This is a genomic window from Paenibacillus sp. FSL E2-0201 (assembly GCF_037963325.1).
GTDB lineage: Bacteria > Bacillota > Bacilli > Paenibacillales > Paenibacillaceae > Paenibacillus_AQ.
On sequence record NZ_CP150154.1, the window covers coordinates 6534442 to 6556307 of the forward strand.

The window sequence follows — 21866 nt, forward strand, 5'->3', positions numbered from 1 at the left end:
TTACTTAATCGTGATGCCTTTCTTCATAGCCTTCATATCTGAATTCGTGTTCACAAGCATTGGCAATATCTTCATACTTCTAGTCATGGGAGAGTTACATTGCCAGCAGGTAGGTACATACTGAAATGCAAAATTATCGCGCATCCAACCGGTGCAACCTTCCTTGGTACAAGACCAAATGGCTGTGTCTTCCTGTGGAAGATCCTCCAGTGCTTTTTTACGAAAATACATAAATACCCCTCCTTGGATCGAATCGAGACGATTTCGCCACCCTATTAGGGGCAGATTCATATGTTCAAAAAATAAAAAAGCTGCCCTCAACTTGTGTTAAGGGCAGCCTAATTTTCGAATTACAGTTTTACAACGTTTTCGGCTTGTGGTCCACGAGCGCCTTGAGTTACGTTGAACTCAACGCGTTGGCCTTCGTCCAAAGATTTAAATCCGTCGCCTGTGATTGCGGAGAAGTGTACGAATACGTCGCTTCCACCTTCAACCTCGATAAAACCAAATCCTTTGTCTGCATTAAACCATTTAACTGTACCTGTTTGCATGATATTACCTCCAATATTTTATTTAACACATGTCCTTTTATTCCTACGTAGTGTACGAACAAATAAAAATTCACACATTGGAAAAGGACTCATACGCACAAATGATAACCTTTTACAATATGTGAATTAAGGGTTAAATTTATGATTAATTTCATTGTACCACACTAAATCACTAAACGCAATGCAAATGCCTATTTTTTTCATTCCGGCTCTATATCCTCTTGAACAAAAGGCTTTAAAGCCGGACATATGCAAAGCCTTAATCGATATATCCTGCCAAACCTTTATCCATTAAGTAATCCATCTCCGCATCAAGAATCGTCTCAACTGTGATTTCATCCAGCTTCACATCGCGCTGGGAAACAACATAGTCAACCAGATCATCATTGTCGATGTCTACCTCACCTTTGGCATTGGCCTTCGCGTTATTGATAAAGGTCTGTTCATGCTTTAATACTAAACGTATTAATTTAGGATCTACTTTAGTTTTGGCAGATAATACGGTTACTAATTCCTGCTCGTTTAATTTGTCACTCATTTTTTAAATTTCATCTCCCTACAATTATTACACATCATTTTAGCATATTTCGCGCTTTAACGCGTCATTACACGAAGTACAGCAAGCTTTTTTAACATATTTCATAACACCATAGTCTAAAAAACGTTCCACTTCAAGTAAGTTATTTAATAAAAACAGTTGTGAGGAACATTGACTTGTGCCAAAATATAAAAAAAGTGTTGGACCAAATTGAATACTAGAAAAGGCGGTTGAATTCATGAGCTCAGTATCTACCCAGCAATTAGACACAAACAGCAACAAGGCACATCGTTATATCGAAGACGTGTACGCACAGGTTGTTGCACGCAATCCTTTTGAGCCCGAATTCCATCAGGCTGTAAAGGAAATCCTCGAATCTTTGCTTCCGATCCTCGCTGCTGAACCTAAGTATCAGGAAAATGCCATTCTGGAAAGATTGGTCGAACCAGAACGTTTGATTATGTTCCGCGTACCTTGGACGGATGATCAAGGCAAAGTAAGAGTGAACCGTGGGTATCGTGTACAGTTCAGTAGTGCAATCGGACCTTACAAAGGCGGACTTCGTTTTCACCCATCCGTTAATGCTAGTATCATCAAATTCCTCGGCTTCGAGCAAATCTTCAAAAACGCTCTTACCGGCCAACACATCGGCGGAGGTAAAGGCGGATCCGACTTTGATCCTAAAGGGAAATCCGAAGGCGAAATCATGCGTTTTGCACAAAGCTTCATGACTGAATTGCAAAATTACATCGGTCCTGACCAAGATGTTCCTGCAGGAGATATCGGTGTAGGTGGTCGTGAGATTGGCTACATGTACGGACAATACAAGCGGATCCGCGGAGGATATCCGGCTGGCGTATTGACTGGTAAAGGTATTGGTTACGGCGGAAGTCAGGCTCGGACAGAGGCTACTGGTTACGGAACAGTTTATTTCGTAAACGAGATGCTGAAAGCAAAAGGCCTTTCCTTTGAAGGAAGCCGCGTTGTTGTTTCCGGTTCTGGTAACGTAGCGATCTATGCGATTGAAAAAGCAGTTCAGCTAGGTGCAACAGTCGTAGCTTGTAGTGACTCCGCTGGATATATCTATGACGAAAACGGCATTAACCTCGAAACTGTCCGCCGCCTGAAAGAAGTGGAAAGAAAACGGATTAGCGAGTATGTGAATGAACACCCTAACGCTGTGTATACCGAAGACTCCACGCAAATTTGGACTATTCCTTGTGATATCGCCCTTCCGAGTGCTACTCAGAATGAGATTGATGAAACCATGGCATTGAAACTAATTGAGAACGGTGTTAAAGCAGTAGGCGAAGGTGCCAACATGCCATCCACCCTCGAAGCTATTCATCAGTTCCAACAAGCTGGAGTGCTATTCGCACCTGCCAAAGCTGCTAATGCTGGCGGCGTAGCTGTATCTGCGCTTGAAATGGCACAAAACAGCATGCGTATGTCTTGGAGCTTTGAAGAAGTTGATACGAAGCTGCATGAGATCATGGTTTCCATCTATCAACAATCTGTAGATGCATCCGAGCAGTATGGACAGTCCGGCAATCTCGTTGCAGGAGCGAACATCGCTGGATTCAAAAAAGTAGCCGATGCTATGTTGGCTGAAGGCGTAATCTAATCAAGCATAAACAAACGGCGTTGCAATCCTAAACGTCCGATATACGAAGTCCCCGTAACCGGTGAGTAAGCAGCCGGGTACGGGGACTTTTTTTGTACAACTATGATTTCCAACCTGGGATTAGCCGCAAATCGCCATCCCATATAGAATACGTACTCTTCACAACCATATTAGAAGGCGAAGAAGCCGTGTGTATATAGCAGGAATCTATGCCTACCTTTAGAGCACCCTCAATATCCGTACGAGGATCATTTCCAATCATAATAGCTGAGCTCAAATCCGCTTCATATTTGTCGACTAAGTAGCTGTAAAATAGCGGATCAGGCTTACTCACCCCTGCTTCCGAAGAGATCGCAATGCCATCGAATAGATGGATGATTCCGAGGATAGTTAATTCTGCTTCAATGAAAGTCTTCTGCCCGTTGGAGAGCAGGAATACTTTTTTGCCACGTTCTCTTAGCGTTTGTAGAATTTCATCCACACCGTCATATAGAGAGATATGAACCATCGATAATGTCCGCAGCCATCTAACGGTTTCATATAACCATGCTTGATCCGGTTCTCCGCCTAGTTGACGGGCCACAGACCGAAACACCTCCTCCATCACGAAATCCGGATACTCACAGCTCCGTGCGGCTTCACTTAGCTGAAGATCCCGCTCCTGTAGAAACCGTTCTTGCAGTTCTCCCCCTGATATAGAGAGTCCCTGGTATCCAAAATGGAGAGCCAGCCGTCCCCAGACCTCAGAATGCTCCTCATCTGTCTTAATATCAATTAGTGTACCGTACAGATCGAAAATATAAGTCTGATACATCCCCGTCTTCCTTCCTATGGTTCACTTGGTAGTCTACCCCTTAGTCACATTCTCCGTTGCTGCCTGCCCCTCCTCCATTTTGTTCGATACCTTTTGATAAAGATAGGAGATGCCAAGCAGGCAAATTCCAAAGCTGGCATAAGCGATGATTTTACTTCCGGTATTTAGTAGTCCCAGATCGTATAGCAGCAGCTTACCTGTTGCCATTAATGTTAATCCAAGACCGAAGCGTCGGATGTACACATATCTTTTGCGGAAGCCGTACATGATGAACAGAACTGCTATTAATAGATAAACGAGACTAAATATTAATCCCGCATCACTCAATTGCAGCTGTACCCCTAGAAAAGCGGTGATGATTCCGAGTAGATACACTCCCATGAAGACAGGATAGATCTCCATACTTTTATACTCACGTTTAAGTACTGCGATCAGCAGATCACGTCCGCTAAACCATACGAAGATATTAAAAATGATAAGTACACTCAGCGCAATATAATCAGCCCCAGTATTACGTGCAATATCATTCTGCAGACTTGGCAGGCCCACTGTAATCACCAAGCAAATAGCATAACCTATCCCAAAGAGAAGTCTCACAAAATATTTAACGATGGTGTCATACAACACCTTCACCTTCGGCAATACATAGGCTAGAACAATAGTTAACAGAGCAGACAGCAGCAAATTATAGAAGGTTCTATGTGAGAAATCCTCCGGTACAGCCAGACGATACAATCTTCTCGATTCATACAATCCATAGATCCAGAAATTCAATAACGCTGCGTATTTAAACCATAGGGCTAAGGTGATTTCGTATGGCTCACTGCGCTGCAGAGCATCCTTGCGGTTATGTTGAACGGCATACCATACGGCGATAATCAGCATGCCTGCAGTAATGAAGAAATATTTTAGCGGAAAATAAGCGTCTGCAGAATTCATCCATTCATTGGCTATATCCAACTGCATCGGTACATTTAGTCCGAAGAACACCACAAGGCACAGCGTCAAAATACCCCAGCCTGCCTTTTCCATCCCCTTAAACCGATTCAGATTACCAAACAGGGTAAGCACGACGCCTTCAATCAACCAGCCAATGGACCACCAAGCCGCTCCGAATTGGAAAGGAATCATTAGAATACCGAAGGTCAACGAAGTAGCGTAGAACAGCAACATGCTTTCTTTTTCCTGTGGCATTAGCTTCTGGATTCCTCGTCCAAGCCCTAGATACAGCAGACAGAAGACCAGCGCCAGCGCTCCGTTGTAATCCTTCAGCCCTGCATCCAGAAATAGAAGATACAAGGTGAGACAGCTAATAAACGTATTGCATCCTAATAGAGAGAAATCCCACCAAGACAGCTTGGAGCGATACTTGAACGGGTACCATAACGTAATGCCCAAATACATGGCAAAAGTCAGCACCGCATAAATCATATTCACTCCGTTGCTATCTGATAACGCAATTAATATCAGCATGGAAGGTGTATTAAATAAGTAACTGATATAATTGACAACGTTCCAACGTTTGCGGAAGGAGATCAATAGAATGAACAAGTTTAAAAGAAACAAGTAACCCATCGCCACGTAAACCGCATTGCCCGAAAGACCGAATGCCCCCAAATAAGAGTATAGTGGCAAATACCCTCCGATTAAGCCCAAAGCACAAATACTTCGTGATTCATACCTTAGAGACAGAAGTACAGCAGTTAAAGTGATGAGTACGGATAAGGATAGCCCTACATAAATACTGATAATATCCAGTAAAAAATAGCTATAGAACACAGAGCCGTACAGCACTGAAATTCCGCCGCCAAGCAGCCCTAAAGCGAACGTCCCTTTTCCTTTGCGATACAGCCACTCCCCGCCCCCTAACATCAGTAATCCTAATAGAAAAAAGGCGCTCCCCTTCATATAACCTGTGAACCAGTTGGAATAGGAATATCTGAATGCCGCTCCCACAGCCAAAATCAGCAGCAGGATCCCAAGTTTATTAATCCAGCCAAGTCCAATCTTCATTTCGATCTGATTTTGTTTTCTTCGACGCTCCAATACTTCTTCACTGATCTCTTCTGAGGCAAAATCATGTAATCCGTTATCCATGCTAGCGTTCTGATGAATTTCGGATTCCCTCAGCTTTTGTCGCTGCGCTAGTACACGCTCATTCAACTCCGCCGACAACGCTCCAATCCGGCTGGATAACTCTACTTTATCCTCCCCGAGCTGCCTCGCAGCTGTTTGGTACAGCTGCTGAATGCGACGTTTCGTCTCCATTTCAAAAGCCGTCAGCCGGTCTGTATGGGCAAGGCTTTTAGAGGCAAAATAAGTCTGCAGCTTCTGTCTCGACAAGCTAAGAATGCCAAGCTTCTCATTTAAGATTTGTTCCGTTAGTGTAATTTTTAGCTCGGTATTCTCTTCTTGAAGCTTCCCTACCTGAGTCTTTAACTCAACTAAAGCAAGCTTATGTTTCTCATGTTGCTTCTTCAAGTGTTCATTCTCATTGACCAGATCGTGACTTTCATATTCCGCAATCAGAGCTTCATATTCTTTAATAAGCCCGTCCTGCTGGACCTTCATAAATCTAAGTCGATCTTTGAATGACTCCATAGCGCCTCCTAATGTGAGCGATTGTTAATATTTCCATTTTACTACAAACGGAAAGGTCTCTTGCTCTTTTTATACAAAAAAACTGCAACATATTGGAGAGATGCCCCGTCTAGATAATAACAACACTAACAAATCAACTTAAAAAGGAGCTCACAACTATGAACAACACCTTAAAAACAAGTATGGTTCTCTTAACTTTGTCCCTAGCACTTTCAACAGGAGCAGCTTATGCCGCACCAACCACAACTTCTGCAAAAAATGATGCTACTCAAACCTCTGTTAACGCTAATCAAAAGACGTTTGCAATTGAAATCAACGGTTCCACTCTGAAGGAAACTGGCTTCCAGACTACAAATGGAAAAGAGCCTATGGTGCCACTTCGTTCGGTTAGTGAAGCACTCGGCTTCGAATTAACTTGGAATGGACAAACTAAATCCGTTGATCTTATCAATGGTGCTGTATTCACTACAGTAAAAGCCGGAGAAGATCGCTATAGCATCAATAAAATGAACACTACGCTTGGAACTGCACCACAATTGGTTAACTCCATTTTGTATGTTCCAGCTTCCTTTGTAAGTGAAATTATCCACCACAACATGACAGTGAAGGGAGATTCCATCGTGATCACTGATGCTAATCAGCAAGAGCACATGACCAAGACTGGCGTGATTACAGCTGTCAATAATGAGGGTAAATTCCAATCCGTTCAGATTCAAGGTGTTGGCACAGATGGCATCGTACTGAATGTAGGTGAAGATACGACTATCGAAATGGCAGACGGTACTAAGCTTGCACTGAAAGATCTTCAGATCGGTATGACCGTAAAGGCTGAGCATTCCATGATCATGACCATGAGCTTGCCGCCGCAAACTCCAACTTACAAAATCACTGTTCTAGATGAGCAGAAACAAAATGATCTTCTGGGCACTGCTGGTGCCATTGAAGAAGTTCAAAAAGACGATGAAGGAAACATCAGCATCACCGTTAAAGGCAATGGTCTTAGCGAACAGTCACAAAAAGAAGTAGTCCTTCGTATTAGTAAAGATACTGTGCTAATGAACCCTGATGGCAAAGCTGTAAACAGCAGTGAGCTTGTAAAAGGTGCAAAAGTTATAGGATTCTACAGCCCTATGCTGACTAAGAGCCTGCCACCGATTGGCACTGCTGTTAAAGTCGTAGTAGATTCCGCTCAACAATAAGACTATATAAAAAGGGCCAGTTCTCAGATTAAGTGAACTGGCCTTTTTGACGATTCGATTGTATCTTGCTTTCTTATATTTTAACAAATACAAGTCTTCTTCTTCACACCAAGCTTTCCAGCCTGTTCAACCTTAGCAATATAGTCTACAGCGAGTGGTACTTTACATACAGTTGGTCCCATATGCACTTGGACCTTTCCAATGCTTGCAGCAATCTGCGTGGCCTCATCATACAGTTCGGTTACGCTGCTGCCAGCAATAATTACAAACATATTCATCGTGTAACGAACTCGATTCCGTTCCTGATGAATGGTTGTTTGTATTTGCTGTAATAGCTCTCTGATCTCAGCGATGTCCAGCAGATCATCCGGCGTAACTGAAATGTAATTTCCATAAGTACTCCAGCCGCAAGTAGCCACCATTTCATCCGAGGAACGAATCCACTCTCTGGCGAGCTCCAATGCGAATGGACTCTCTGCGGCGACAGAGGCTACCGTATATTCCGCTAAAGCAGAGCAGTAAGCTGCCTCTACCCAGCTTTGAAGCTCTTCCTTCGTAAGCGTCTTGGGGTCAATTGTAAGTCCTGCTAAATACATCGCATCATAATTACCCGTCTGATACAATGCGCGAGCCAGACTTTGGTCTTTCTTGATATCCTTCACCAGCTTCTTCATGTCCCCAATTCTTACTCCGAATAAAGGCTCCTTAGCACCATGTCGTATAAAGGTACGCTTCGTCTGCTCTGTACCCATTTCCTCAAGCTTACTCATCACTTCATTAATTGTCAGATTCATTAGGACACCCCTTCTTCTTCGTTGCTCAGCACGCAGATCTGGCTTCTCGATGTTCCCTAGCCCTTCACCGCTTCTCTTAAGACAGGTTCACGACCCAGCGTCACTCTATTCTTGCCCGTATTCTTAGAACGATATAACGCTTCATCTGCTTCTCGATATAAATCTTCAAAGGTCACTTCTCTACGCTCTGTAAAAGAAATGCCAATACTTGCGGTAAGGTGAACACTATCATATTCGTTCAAAATTATGGTGTAACCACTCATCGTCGTACGAAAATCTTCGGCTTCCTTCAGTGCTGCGCGTTTATCCTCAGCAAAAAAACATACGGCAAATTCCTCGCCGCCGACCCTTCCGGCAATGCCTTTATCTTGGTATACCAGAAGTATTTTATTCGAAAAGTCAACCAAAGCTTGATCTCCCGCCAGATGACCATAAGTATCATTAATTAATTTAAAATCATCGATGTCGAATAACAACAGTGCCAGTCCTAATCCGTCTGGAATCGTTTGATTTTGCACCATTTGCATAAAATGCCTGCGATTATAAAGTCCAGTCAAATCATCTACTGTAGCTTGATAGAGCAGTTCACGTTCATACCGCTTCTTTTCACTATGGTCACTAAAAACGATCAGCATCCCCTTGTTCTCTGTTGCCCGATGCTCCGTCGCAATCAAAGAAACGCCATAACAAATCTCTCTCATTCCAGTACATTCAATCTCAAACTGCCCTTCGGTTCTTTGGCTATAATGAGCGCTGATGTCCTCGTGATCCCTCATAAAAAGATCAATATCCTTCCCCATCCAGGTCTCATGCAATATCCCGGTAATCTCCAATAATATGGAGGTCGCAGCCTCATTTATACCAATGATTCTATCCTTCTGATCTGTTAGAACTACGCCGTCTTTCATATGCTCTAAGATTTTAATTTTAGTTAAAGGGTAGACCGTAGATTTGGGGTCAATGAACAGACACAAATAAGCCGCTATAATTGCGGGTAAATAAGTGAAGGCTGTAAAGCCTGTAAGCGTGATCTTCAAAAGAGGAAGTAAAAAAACGGAAACAACCGGAACAAGCAGCCCAGCCAGCAGCAGGAAAGAACGCCGCAAAAAGGCTCTCGGTCTATTGATCAAGGAAAGAGCCAGCAAGCAGACCGCATATAGACCAAAAAGCTGATCATAAGCAATAAAAGCCATGCTAAGGAGCGTAGGCTTTACAGTAATTCCACTAACACCCGCAACAGTGGCAATGCCCACTTCACTACGCATTAGATGATGATAGGTATCCGTAAAAATAAGCAGTATATCCAAAGCAATAGGAATCGAAAAAATAGCAAGCTTAATAGGTAGGCGTTCCGTGGATGGGGACAAATATTCTTTGACTACAGCATAAGTAAATAGCGCACTTAAAAAAAGCGGAGCCTGCTGCATATTCTTCCACCACAGCTTAGCCTGAAAAGAGGATGACATAATCTCCCCCGCCGTCGCAATAAACATGAGGCTAACCAGCAGCATTAAGATCCACAGATAGCGTCTTCCTGCCGACTTCCGATGTCGATAGGAGCTTATAGCCATGTAAAAGCTTAGAACACTGCCCATTAATAAGTAATACGGATATCCTTGAATCCACGGCATGCCATATTTCTCCTATTTTTCAAGTCGCTTCTATCATTATATCCTAATCGAACCTACAAATGAATCGACAAAAAACAGTAATTCTACGATTTGAACTTCACTCGATGAGAGAACATATACTTTCTGGCCAAATCCTTAAATGTTGTTTTATCTTGTTCTGACTGAAAATATCGCTTAGGGATAATCAGCGCTCTATTAGAAGACACAAAAAACACGAACAAGCTCATCGTTTCGCCTATTTTATGTATCTCCTCCCATTTCACTTGCCCGGAGCCCGCCTCGGATACGTACTTTATACCTTCGTCTGATATGGAATAGCTCTGAGGCTGCTGGGCTAAGCTGTCTGTAGCGAAAGCTTTTTTAGATTTTTTGACTAAACTTGATTTGGTCATATACCATAAAACAGCAGCAAGAATCACCGCAGTCCCAGCAAGGACTGAAATATTCGTAGTACTGTAATTCTTAGTAATTAACAGTAAAATCACAAAATAAGCAACCACACTGAAAGAGTTAAGTATAATTCGACTATTCAAGCTAAACCATAGGTTAAACTCCTGAACGTCCTCACTCTTAAGAACTGTATCTACTTTTATTTCATTTTCCATTACCGATCGCTCCCCTGCCACTATCGAAATTTATCAATTCCATTCATTTTAACATGTCTGAACACAAAAAAGGGACATCCCTGAAGCGATCGCTTCTAAATGGGTTGTCCCTTTTTAAGAATATAAGAATTTGCTGTCCGTAAGGATTCTTATTTCTTTTGTGCAAGACGTTGTTTGAACTTGTCAACACGGCCGCCTTGTTCTGTATCTCTTTGTTTACCAGTGTAAAACGGGTGGGATGCGGAACTTGCGTCCACGCGGATAACAGGATAAGTGTTACCATCTTCCCATTCCATTGTTTCATTGGATGATTTTGTAGATGCACTCAGGAATTTGAAGCCTACGCTTGCATCCATGAAAATAACCTTGTTGTACTTAGGATGTATGCCTTCTCTCATTCTGATCGTCCTCCTTCTGAACAAATTAGTGGAGCCTTTATGGTAAATTAACCAAATGATCTGTAGGTTTATATATAAGCATAACCTAATAAACGTAGGAAAATTCGTAAATCTTACGATTTAGACCACCACTCCATCATACGTGAAATCGACATATAAAGTCAACTAATATCCCATATTCCTTATATTCCCTCGAAGTCAAGCAGCTTATACATCATACTCCAGCTGTTTTTTAGCCTGAACAATGAAATCCAGCGGATTCTCAATAGTGCACGATTGATACTCTACGGCACCGATTTTAAGACCGAGGCTGACTTTATACTTTTTGACAAATTCAGTGTCATTAAGCTCTTGAAGCTTCAATTTAATCCGATCAATCACAATCTTTGCTCCATCGCTATCAGTGAACAGCAGCAGGCCCCATGTTGCGTCATCTTTGTCTAGTAAATACAGTGCATCATTGGTACGAATGCTCGCCTGACTGAGCTGAGACACGTCGTGAATAGCCTCAGCCAGCTTATCTTCGGGAATGATACGTCTAATCTCATTCCAGTATTTCACTTTCACTACAAGCAGTGTGAGTGGAATCTGATATCGAGTCGAAATGCCTGTAAATAAGGTGGCATCCTTCTGAAAAGAAATGCTGTTTCGCAGATCTGTGTTCTCGTCGATGATAGCCATATTGGCAGTCTTTTTCTCCAAACGTTGATTCTCAGCCTGTAGCTCTCGGTTGCTTAATGTAAATATCCATAGCACCACCGTTAACAATGGGGTCATAATTAGCCAGAAGTACGTGTTCATTCCAATGGTTTCACCCAGAGATATCGTCTGATACATGGTGTAGAATCCGTAAGCAAATATAAACACTAGATTCAAGACTAACCCTGCGGTCACCGTAGTAAAGTACGTAACGATCGCCAGAATAAAAGCTACATTTAAAATGATAATATTCTGGATATAATCATCGGGTGCCCCTGAAATAAAGACAATACAAATATATAGAAGCACCAGGAACGATAAGAGCGCAATATCTGAAATTAAACCGCTGCGATTACGTCTCACGCTTATCACCACGTTTCTTCATATGTTTACGAAGCAGCAGGATCAGCGATAGAATCACCAGCGTCAGCACTAGTACAATTACGATAATGAAGCTCAGTACGTCTGTCCGTTCCGCTATTTTCTTAACCACGGAATCCTCTGCTGCTCCAGTAATGATCTTGAAACGGTGCGCGTTGACATTACCGTCTTTATCCACGATAACCCCATCGCCAAACACCTTCCATTTGTCCCGCTCTGTTGCGATCAGCTTCGTCGCCAAGTAGTACTCTTCAGAGTCAACTGCCGTAACAGCAAGCAACCCTCGTCCAGCCTCAAATGGTGATTCAATCAACTGCAATGTTCCGATTTGCGCTCCATATTGCTCTTCAATACTCATCTTCTCGTTGGAACGGATCGCTGATCCGCTCCCGTTATATTGAAAATAGAGCTTATCATTATGATCACGGATAATCTTATTATTCTTGTACGCGCCTATCGCGATGATATTATTATTCTTCAAATGATCTGCGCTAACGCTATCCGTGTAGAACTGAATGTTCCCTGTATTACCGCTTGCGTATTTTCCAAGCAGATTAAACACATTAGATAAACTCAGATATGCATAATCATCCATTTCTTGTGGCAGAACAACTGCCACTTGATTGTAAATGCCGTCACGTATGAACGGATACGGATAGTTATTAAACAAGAGCTCCGTCCGATCTTTAGTATTAAGACGCATTACAGAATCCTTACTGATATAAGCCCACGGCGTTTGATCCTTATCCAGGGTACACCCGGCACCCTTCAGCTCCAAATCAAAAGCTACTGTCACCGTAAAATTACCGGAAATATTCAAGTTTTGAGGAACTGGAAGCTCCAGCTTATCGCCATTCGCCAGCTCTTTGGTCAGCTTCTTGCTGCCAATGGGTGTGTTGTTGATGCTGACCGTCATTAATGAACGGTCGAAATCTAAATTCTGTGCATAACGGAAATCGAATCTGATTCTGCCTGAATCTGCAATCGAGCGGTTAGAGGGCAGTGAAACAAAGTAGGTCTGCTCCTGATGACGTGCCCCAGTGAGTTTATCACCCGTTTCTGTAAACGTAATATTGGAGCTAATCGAAAGGGGTGGTGCAGATACTTCTGTAGCATCATCGACCACCTTTAAATCACTGCTGATTTGACCCAATAACTCTTGATTCGCAACAAAACGGCCTGCTTTAATCAGTAAGTTCTCATCCTTCGAGGTTACGACTAGTGTGGGCTGAGTATCCTTATTCACTAACTGCAGTAATGCATGTGTACTTAAATCTTCAGAGGTGCTTAGCTGAGCCTTTAGCGCATTTGGTACTCGGTCATACATAGCTACCAGCACAACCGCAGCTTTATTCTTCACCGCATCTGACCGGTAGGGAAGCATTGGAATCGTTCTATTGTCCAATGTATTCCCCTTCACAAGCCCGGAGAGCGCATAAGTAGCCGACTCCAATTCTGCCCCTGTGCTTTTATCCGGTACGGTCAGAATACTCTGATTCTTCGTTAAGGTATCTATTCCAGAGAAACGATCGCTAAAGTCACTGATCCCACCAGTCAAAGGCTTTGGCGTATACAATACGTTAATGCTGGATGTATTAAACAGACGAAGCCAATTATCATAATCATAATCGACAGTACAAGATAACTCATCTGTATTGCTCGACTGTAAATAGCCCTGAATACCAAGCGTATTGGTCCCCTTTTTCAGAAGCTCTTTGGGGGCTTGAAGGACCAGCTGTTGTTCACCGTTGTTCTTTAGAGAGGGTCTAAATGTATAGAATGGGCTGCCATTTAGCGTTAAGGTAACGCTAGAAATCTGCTCCTTGGTAATTTGCGAAATTTGAAAGTGCAGGTTAATTCTGATCTCATCCACATTCCAATAATCCATAACCTCAAAATATTGCTGCTTAGTACTCGAACCCTTTAGCGCAGTATCCGTCCCCGTGAAAGAGGTTGTGTATGTTAATCTTGTATCCTTAGGCGGGGCCTCGGCGGCTGCAATATTCATTTGAATTAGAAAAAGAGAGAGGCAGGTCAACAGTATAACCATTTGTTTTTTCATCATCATGTTCTGTTTCTCCTGTGATCACATATTTCTCATATTACTTCTTTGTTCGTTATTAATAGCGCTCAGTCTTATACCACTTTGCTTCTCTTTTGAAGATGAGGTCTTTGGCATAAAGATATAATCCGTAAGCAGCGACAACCATCCACAGCTGACAATAGGAGATGTACATCAACATTACGATCCATAAATTGGACAAGCTCATCTCGCCCTTCTCTGTCGTCAACGTTATAAAAGTACCTACAACGAACAGAATAATGGCGAGCAACCATAGAAAGTTACTAAGCCCAGCAATAGTAGTATGTACATAGCCCAAAGCATGCAGGATGAGCAGCACATCGGAGGTGATTAACGACAGCAGCAATAAGAAGTAAATGGCTAGAAAGTAAAGAATATCGAATCGGACTTTAGCAGCGGATTTATCGAAAAGCAGGGGGATATTTTTGACAATGACATAGATATTGCCCTTGGCCCAGCGCGTTCGCTGCTTGAACCAGACTTTTAAGGTCTGAGGCTCCTGCTCCCAGGTGACGGATTTCGGCTGGAACTTGATCCGATAACCCATCATATAAATTCTGAAGCTGATTTCTGTATCCTCGGCTATTGCTTTAACATCCCAGCCGCCGATACTTTCTACAATAGACCTGCGCATAATAAAATTAGTGCCGGGGATGGTGCATAGCTTGAACAACTTCCAGCGTCCTGCTTGCGCCATCCATTGAAAAGATAACGTCTCAATATTAATAAACCGGGTAAGTAGGCTTGCATTACGGTTACGGGTTCTAAATTTACCAATTACCGCTCCGAGGCTAGAATCATTCATGATCTCAGCAACCAGATAGCGTAGAGCCGTTTTTTCCGGAGTGTTGTCTGCATCATAAATCGCAATTAACTGCCCTTTGCAATGAGTGAAGCCTATATTCAGCGCATTCGATTTGCCTTTGCCACCCGTAATCGAATCTGTATTAATAACGATCAGCTGGCGACCCGGATTTCGATTTTGGATACCCGCCAGTAGTTCAGCACTGTTATCAGAAGAATTATCATTAATCACAATAATCTCATATCGATCATCCGGATAATCAAGCGCTAGCAGAGACTCCACTGTCTTACAGATTACTACCCCCTCATTGTGAGCAGGAACCATAATTGAAACCAAAGGATATTCGCCCGCTATCTCTGGTATTTCCTCATTTTCAGATTTAATGTAATATAAATAGCCTGCGATAATGAGGGTCACATTTACCAGCAGCAGAGACCAGATACAGATCACTGCAATCACCATCAGTATGTCTGAAATCGTCATAGGATCCTCCAAATCACGATTAGTTGTCTCATTTCAAATACTTTTTCCTATACATTCGGTATCCGATGATCATTAATCCGCCAAATAGCAGCAGAGAGATCATTATGGCAACTATAAAGAATTGATTCTGTATATTAAAAAGCGTAGTAAAGCTCTTCTTCTGCTCTTCTGTATATCGATAATCGCTATCCACCGTTTCTGGCGTATAGTTTAGACTTAAGGGCTGTCCATTAATAGATATCGTCCCTTCTGATGAAGTGATCATATTGACGTCAGTAACAACCTGATGCCTCTCTTGCTTATAATCTGCAAAAGAAACCCAGTATTGTTCCAACGTCTTCAGCAGTTCCTCAAGCTCTTCCTTATCCTTAGGCATATCCACAGTGATTACCGTGTCCATCGGCAGTTCTGGCATCACATTATTGGATGTCTGCAGACCCTGCAAAAAATCAACCGGCACACTATACAAAGAGGATGGAAAGGACTTAGAGGTGTCGCTCTGCTCCATATAGTCAACATTTTCATCCGGATACAGTATCACGGAATCGAAAAACCCCATCCCCGCCTCCGAGTATTCCTTGTCATACGCCCAGTGCATCTGTGCTCCGATTCCAAGCGGCCCAATTTTGTTGTGCACCAACAGATTAATAAACGCGTTCATTTTCGCCTGAAGTGAATGATCCATATTACTAGTACTCGTTGAATGCATCGCAACAGGGGCATTAACCAGAATGCTGCCATTATTCGATTGCACTCTTTTGATAGCTACCAAATAACGCTGCATTGCCGGATAATCAGTATTGCTGAACACGGGTCGTATACTTGCGAGAAAAGGAATCCCCACTTGATACAGCCGCTCCGCAGTCTCTGTCAGCAGTTCCAGATCAGAGAAGGGATAGATCTCCTTGATCGCCAAATACACTTTAGGCGTTGACGTGATATGAAGCCAGTCTTTCAGAACATACGCCATTGCCAACGCACTGACATTCCCTTGTTCAAAATACGGAACATACGCATCATCCCCTTTACTCACAGCATAGGGTGCTTGCAGGCCATCTTCCTGGAAGGATAGCTTTCCGAGTGACTCTGTCCCCTGACTCCCGGCAATATAGAGCATATCCTGTACCTGAATTGGAATTTCCGAAAACTCCCCGATCTGGAGATCCGCATTCCCGTCATATATCACATCAGTGGTTAACTGTAGCTTCTTTTTCAGCGAGGCTGGAGGGCTGTATCCGATATGTAAATACTGTCCCTGATAATGCTCCCAATCCTCTACATAAAATTTATTAGTAATCAAAATATCCGCTGCGTTACGGACCATGATCACTTTGGAGTAATGATCCAGCATCCCTTGTTCATATTGATCCAGACCCTTAAGCGTTACCTTGATAGAATAGGACGCCAGCAGTCGCTGAAGTTCAGTCACGTTACCTTCCTTCGTTGTGCCCTTAGCGAGGCTGTCATAGAGCAGTAGAACCTGCTGTGGCGTAGCTGCAGATTGAACAGGTGTAACGGGAACCAGCAGGGCTGTCAGGGTCAACGTCAGTAGCAATATACTGTTTAAGACTCCTCTGATGCTCACATACTCACATCCTTTTGAGGCTTTGTATACGGGCTAGAAGGGATGTTCTTGCTAACCTGCTTAACCTGATTGCTGTTTTTAGAAACTCTGCGCCCAATCACACTGGATAGGGTCAGAAAAGTGACTAAATCAAAGGATAATGTAAATAAGAACTCATGCTTGGAAATATCGGCATCGCCTGCCCCGATAATCGATACAAAAATACCTGAAAGCCCAATGCCCATCGAAGCGACTATCAATACCAATCGTTGCATACCTCTGAAATCACGGGACTTGATCGCTTTTACAAAGGAAGGCATATAGAGACCGATAACAAGCACCATCCACAGGAAAATAAACCCAAAGGTTCGCGGGGCCAGCGTTAATTTCAGTTGACTATATCCGGTGAAAAAGTGGCTCTGTGCTCGAAATTCCTTTCCAACGGATTGCTCGTAGTTCCCCATGGCTGCTGGTTTGATTGAGAATGCACTTTGAGCGGCCACATTAAGAATCGAGTTAAGCTGGTCCGGATTCGTTAAATAATATTTAAGAATGGATACAAATCCATACCGACTGTAGAAATTCTCTTCGAGAAGTGGTGAATTTACGTCTATGGTCACGTACTTCTCATAATGAATGCTGTTCTTCAGAATGGCGTATTGCTCATCCATCCCTAACGCTTTTAAAGCAGCCTCTGGATCTGGTGATTCCTTCAGCACCCCTCGGGTCATAGCATGGAATTGGTTAATGTTTACGAACTCGTTTGAAATATTCAAATACGTGAACACACCTGCGAACAGCATCAGAGCAAGAGACGCCATCGTAAGGATGCGGAAGATCTTATCTCTGCGAATCCAAAGAAGTGAACAGCCCAGTAGAGCAATGATCATACCCACTGGAGCATTCTGCTGCTTAGAAGTAGTCAGGATCAACGTACTAATTACGAATAAGGCCAGCATCGCGTAGTCATTGAATCTTTTTTGATATAACATCAGCCATGAAGCGAACATGAAGATCATCGTGATCATCACAACGCTTTCGCCGTAAAAGGAGTTAAAATAAGCCGTATAACCGGTATCTCCGAATATAAAAATAGCAATACCTGCGATGATGAATCCCTGTTTTCGGGACATCTTCCATGTAATAGCCTCTATTAATAAGTAAATTGCGACTACATATAGAATCGTATAAATCGCCGCTTGAAAGCGGATGTCGAATACCTCACTGCTGAAGAACAACTTGTTAAGTCCTATAGCCAGCTTGATAAATAAGGACTGAGAGGAAAATAACATTGCACCATTCTCATTAAAATATTGAAAGATCCCGTATTGCTTCACAAAATAACCAAAGTACTGACTATCATAATCCGGCAGATTGAAATAGAGGCCATTACTATAAATGCTACGGAAAAAGTCACCGTTATCCGCCATTCCGACATACGGAGCTGTGAACAGCGCGATGACGGTAATAAGCAGCACTCCAAATGCAGCAAGAAATGCAGGAGAAACCGAAAAATTAGCAAGTGTTATGCTTTGCCTTAGAGGTGTTTTCACCGTGTTGTCCATCATGCAGGTTCACCTTCAATACATTAGGTTTAAGTTAATAGACATAGGCCAGTAGTGCCATCAGGTTGTCAAAGGAGTAGGCTTGGCCGCTAGCCACATCGCCGAATCCTCCGTACAGTGGGCTACCCACATCTGTTACTCTGAACTCGTTCATTCTTTCGATACTTTTATGGTAGAGCGATTCATCGCCGATTTCTGCGCCAATCATAGCTGTTATGGCATAAATGGCTGTAGAACGGATATCATTCAGCGGCTTACCTTCTCTCGAATATTGCCCATACAACGTTCCAGCTTCGACCTGTTGCTTGATAAAATCAATGCTGGTGGATTTCTCCTGATCTACCTCTACTAAGGCTAGAATGGATAAAAGCGACTCTACTGTATTGATGTTTTCTGAGCTATATTTTCCGGTCTCATAATTAAACCGTGTCTCATAAAAGGGGAATTGATCCGATAAATATCCGTTTTCCAATATTACGTTCATATCATTCGTCAGCTTCTTGCTAAATTGGCTAGGAATCGACAATTTTCGCAAAGTGCCCAAATTAATATAACACAAAGTGACGAATGTGTTTGTTGAAGAATATTCCATATCGTAGAAATCATAAAGCTTCTCATTTTTTACATTATAATCGTAGAATCTTTCGCCATATTTATCCGCTTCAGCTGTATATTGTGTATCACTAAACTTTTCGCCCGCCTCATAAAGAGCTCGAATCATGCGCAAATCATCAACGGCAGCATTCAAGGGGTATAGCTTCTGCTGTTTGGGACTGTAACGGTAGCTGAAACCGCTGTTCATATCAAAGGTTTGCTTAGCCAGTTGCCATTGCTCTGCAAATCTCTCTTGTTGGCCGCTACGCACAGCTGCCAGCATCCGGAGAGATGCCGATTCACTCAGAACCTCGTGTCCACTCGCCGCTTCCGCCGACTGATCTGTTTCAATAAAATTAGTATATACACCGTACTCACCTGTGAGTTTTGAGGTAATAAACTGCTCTAAGTTAGTTACTTCCTGTGTCTGGGTTACCTTAGTATCATTTTCCGAATCTACTGGAGCTGGAGAATTAGTATGAACACTATTGGACGGATTCGGTACTGCCGTTTTTTCGCATGCCGTTAACCCTAAAATGCCTGCAAATATCGCTAGTGCAGCAATAATTTTTTTCCTCAAGTGATCACCTCCCTTTAATATTCTCCTATTCTGCTTACTGCCTAGTATTATCTATAACGGTAATATACAACAAAATGTTAAATCAAACTGTGAGCGTTATGTATCTATCCTTAGACAAAAAAGAGATATCCTTACGCCTTTGGCGAGCGGGATATCCCCTCTGTATCAGTTATTTATTCATTCATACGTTCCCAAAAACGATGGGCAGTAATTGCCGCGACAAGGCTGGCAGCGAACACCTCTCCGCCATCTCCAATGATTACACCCGGACTGCTTCTATGCTCGGCCGTTTCAAGTAGTTTAGCATTTTCAGTAGTCACCGCGATGGGCTTAAAGTGAGAATAGGCTTGGTTCAGGAATTGCGCTGTATCTTTATGGAATTTCTTATGTTCCGAATTTCCACCAGCTGCATAGATTGCATCAAAGAGCACCGAATCTGTAGTGGATAAGGTATGAATAACTTCAAGCTCTGTCCCTTTCGAGCCTTTAATAAATCCAAGCTTATCACTGATTATTTCCGGCTGGATCCCGGCTCTCATAAGCGTATCCAGAACAGGCATCACCAAGTCTTCATCAAATCTGCCGCCTATAATCACACCTATTTTACGTGTGTTTGGGTGCTTCTTCGTATTTGCCTGACTTAGTGCCGGGGAGATTTGAGCTACCTCGGAACCGCTTGTTTTTGGTGGCGTCGCCCCAATAGCTTCTGCTACAGGCACAGCAAGCTCTAACGTAACGTTCGCGAGCATATCTACAACCTGCTGCCGGACAGACTTACTCTTTACCTTCCCGAGCTCGAATGAATAGGCTTCAATAATATGCGTTTTTTCTGGAGCACTCATGCTGTTCCAGAACAGCTTAGCTTGTGAAAAATGGTCTTCAAAGCTTTTGCTCCGGCTACGCACCTTACGGCCCTCAACCTTCTCCTGATAATGTACATAACCACCTTCAGCCTCTGTTGCAGGTGCAGGCGTATTGTTAGCAAGCGAATTATTATGATAGCTCACTGAACCCTGATTAATCGTCTGCCGTCCATACCCGTCACGCTGATTGTTATGGAAAGGACATACCGGTCTATTGATCGGCAACTCATGGAAGTTAGGACCGCCAAGCCGAATTAGCTGAGTATCCGTATAAGAGAACAATCTGCCCTGAAGCAGTGGATCATTGGTGAAATCGATGCCTGGAACCACATGTCCAGGGTGGAAAGCTACCTGCTCCGTTTCGGCGAAGACATTATCCACGTTGCGGTTCAAGGTCATTTTCCCAACAATCTGTACAGGTACATCTTCCTCTGGCCATAGCTTTGTAGGATCCAGCACGTCAAAATCAAACTTAAATTCATCTTCTTCACTTAGAAGCTGAATGCCCAACTCGTATTCCGGAAAGTTGCCGGCTTCAATCGATTCCCATAAATCACGGCGATGAAAGTCAGGGTCCGCACCTGATATTTTCTGAGCTTCGTCCCACACCAAAGAGTGTACACCGAGCACCGGTTTCCAGTGGAATTTAACAAAATGGGCTTTTCCTTGCTCATTAATCAACCTGAAAGTATGCACCCCAAACCCTTCCATCATTCTGAAGCTACGTGGAATAGCACGGTCCGACATCAGCCACATTGCCATATGGGCCGATTCTTGGTTATTGGCTATAAAATCCCAAAAGGTATCGTGAGCCGATGCCGCCTGAGGCATTTCATTGTGCGGCTCAGGCTTAAGCGCATGTACTAAATCTGGGAACTTGATCGCATCCTGGATAAAAAAGACGGGCATATTATTTCCTACTAAATCGTAATTCCCTTCCTCAGTATAGAATTTGGTAGAGAATCCGCGGGCATCCCGCACTGTCTCAGCTGATCCCCGTGATCCGGCTACCGTCGAGAATCGGACAAACACCGGTGTCTTCACGGAAGGATCTTGAAGGAATTTCGCCTTCGTATATTCTTTCAGTGATTTATATACTTCAAACTCACCATGAGCAGCAAATCCACGTGCATGCACAATTCTCTCAGGGATTCGCTCATGATCGAAATGCGTCATTTTTTCCCGGAAATGAAAGTCTTCCAGTAAGGTTGGGCCCCGATCACCCGCCTTTAAGGAGAACTCGTCCTCTGATACTTTTAAACCCTGGTTCGTTGTTAAGGTGTGACCTTCATCCTTACTGCGAAACTGTTCCAGTTGCTCATTCTTGCTGTTTTCGTTCACTTTTTGATGTTCACTCATTAACAATGGCTCCTTCCGAAGGTAAAGTAAATATTGTCATGTATCTCTTACCCTTAAGGAAAGATTGGCAAACAAAAAAAGGTCGTATCTAGCACCCACTTGGCACTAAACACGACCTTGTCTCAGTGAATCAGC

The 21866-nt window shown here is 43.1% G+C and carries 18 protein-coding genes; 2 read left to right on the forward strand and 16 right to left on the reverse strand.

What is annotated here, in order from left to right; all coding sequences use genetic code 11:
* The 3 genes from NSU15_RS29440 to NSU15_RS29450 all read right to left on the reverse strand — a co-directional run bounded on the left by NSU15_RS29440 (position 1) and on the right by NSU15_RS29450 (position 1089).
* Positions 1-231 (reverse strand): cold-shock protein, encoded by a 231-nt coding sequence (locus NSU15_RS29440; RefSeq protein WP_042131520.1) that lies wholly within the window; start codon positions 229-231, stop codon positions 1-3.
* A gap of 119 nt (positions 232-350) precedes the next feature.
* Positions 351-551, reverse strand: coding sequence for a cold-shock protein (locus tag NSU15_RS29445; protein WP_019914790.1), 201 nt, complete (start codon positions 549-551; stop codon positions 351-353).
* Positions 552-810: 259 nt separating this feature from the next.
* Positions 811-1089, reverse strand: a complete 279-nt coding sequence (locus tag NSU15_RS29450; protein ID WP_042131521.1) for a hypothetical protein — start codon at positions 1087-1089, stop codon at positions 811-813.
* Between the two features lie 238 nt (positions 1090-1327).
* Here NSU15_RS29450 and gdhA point away from each other — a divergent pair, with 238 nt between their 5' ends.
* Positions 1328-2713, forward strand: a complete 1386-nt coding sequence (gene gdhA, locus NSU15_RS29455; RefSeq protein ID WP_042131522.1) for an NADP-specific glutamate dehydrogenase — start codon at positions 1328-1330, stop codon at positions 2711-2713.
* Between the two features lie 100 nt (positions 2714-2813).
* Here gdhA and NSU15_RS29460 read toward each other — a convergent pair whose 3' ends face one another.
* A complete protein-coding gene (locus NSU15_RS29460; RefSeq protein WP_339288515.1) occupies positions 2814-3527 on the reverse strand; it encodes an HAD family hydrolase in 714 nt (237 codons plus the stop codon).
* 33 nt (positions 3528-3560) lie between these two features.
* Complete coding sequence (locus NSU15_RS29465) at positions 3561-6128, reverse strand: DUF2339 domain-containing protein (RefSeq protein WP_339288516.1); 2568 nt, start codon at positions 6126-6128, stop codon at positions 3561-3563.
* Positions 6129-6286: 158 nt separating this feature from the next.
* Here NSU15_RS29465 and NSU15_RS29470 point away from each other — a divergent pair, with 158 nt between their 5' ends.
* On the forward strand, positions 6287-7327 hold the full coding sequence (locus tag NSU15_RS29470) for a stalk domain-containing protein (protein WP_042131525.1): 1041 nt from the start codon (positions 6287-6289) through the stop codon (positions 7325-7327).
* An 80-nt stretch (positions 7328-7407) separates the two neighbouring features.
* Here NSU15_RS29470 and NSU15_RS29475 read toward each other — a convergent pair whose 3' ends face one another.
* The 11 genes from NSU15_RS29475 to NSU15_RS29525 all read right to left on the reverse strand — a co-directional run bounded on the left by NSU15_RS29475 (position 7408) and on the right by NSU15_RS29525 (position 21731).
* The gene (locus NSU15_RS29475; protein WP_339291512.1) at positions 7408-8115 is read right to left on the reverse strand and encodes a DNA alkylation repair protein; all 708 of its coding nucleotides are present in this window, start codon (positions 8113-8115) and stop codon (positions 7408-7410) included.
* A 62-nt stretch (positions 8116-8177) separates the two neighbouring features.
* A complete protein-coding gene (locus NSU15_RS29480; protein ID WP_339288518.1) occupies positions 8178-9752 on the reverse strand; it encodes a diguanylate cyclase in 1575 nt (524 codons plus the stop codon).
* 83 nt (positions 9753-9835) lie between these two features.
* The gene (locus tag NSU15_RS29485; protein ID WP_042131529.1) at positions 9836-10357 is read right to left on the reverse strand and encodes a YcxB family protein; all 522 of its coding nucleotides are present in this window, start codon (positions 10355-10357) and stop codon (positions 9836-9838) included.
* A 149-nt stretch (positions 10358-10506) separates the two neighbouring features.
* Positions 10507-10755, reverse strand: coding sequence for a type B 50S ribosomal protein L31 (locus NSU15_RS29490; protein ID WP_042131530.1), 249 nt, complete (start codon positions 10753-10755; stop codon positions 10507-10509).
* A gap of 207 nt (positions 10756-10962) precedes the next feature.
* Positions 10963-11817 carry a diguanylate cyclase gene (locus NSU15_RS29495; protein WP_339288519.1) on the reverse strand — a complete coding sequence of 285 codons (855 nt, stop codon included), beginning with the start codon at positions 11815-11817 and terminating at the stop codon, positions 10963-10965.
* A complete protein-coding gene (locus tag NSU15_RS29500; RefSeq protein WP_042131532.1) occupies positions 11807-13903 on the reverse strand; it encodes a cellulose biosynthesis cyclic di-GMP-binding regulatory protein BcsB in 2097 nt (698 codons plus the stop codon). Before NSU15_RS29500 ends, NSU15_RS29495 begins: the two co-directional genes overlap by 11 nt.
* Positions 13904-13955: 52 nt before the next feature.
* Positions 13956-15206, reverse strand: coding sequence for a glycosyltransferase family 2 protein (locus tag NSU15_RS29505; protein ID WP_339288520.1), 1251 nt, complete (start codon positions 15204-15206; stop codon positions 13956-13958).
* A 28-nt stretch (positions 15207-15234) separates the two neighbouring features.
* Positions 15235-16791, reverse strand: coding sequence for a hypothetical protein (locus tag NSU15_RS29510; RefSeq protein WP_339288521.1), 1557 nt, complete (start codon positions 16789-16791; stop codon positions 15235-15237).
* Positions 16788-18338 (reverse strand): hypothetical protein, encoded by a 1551-nt coding sequence (locus tag NSU15_RS29515; protein ID WP_339288523.1) that lies wholly within the window; start codon positions 18336-18338, stop codon positions 16788-16790. The genes NSU15_RS29510 and NSU15_RS29515 overlap by 4 nt, the downstream gene beginning before the upstream one ends.
* Before the next feature lie 31 nt (positions 18339-18369).
* Positions 18370-19509 carry a glycosyl hydrolase family 8 gene (locus tag NSU15_RS29520; RefSeq protein ID WP_339288524.1) on the reverse strand — a complete coding sequence of 380 codons (1140 nt, stop codon included), beginning with the start codon at positions 19507-19509 and terminating at the stop codon, positions 18370-18372.
* Positions 19510-19682: 173 nt separating this feature from the next.
* A complete protein-coding gene (locus tag NSU15_RS29525) occupies positions 19683-21731 on the reverse strand; it encodes a catalase (protein WP_339288526.1) in 2049 nt (682 codons plus the stop codon).
* Positions 21732-21866 lie beyond the last annotated feature (135 nt).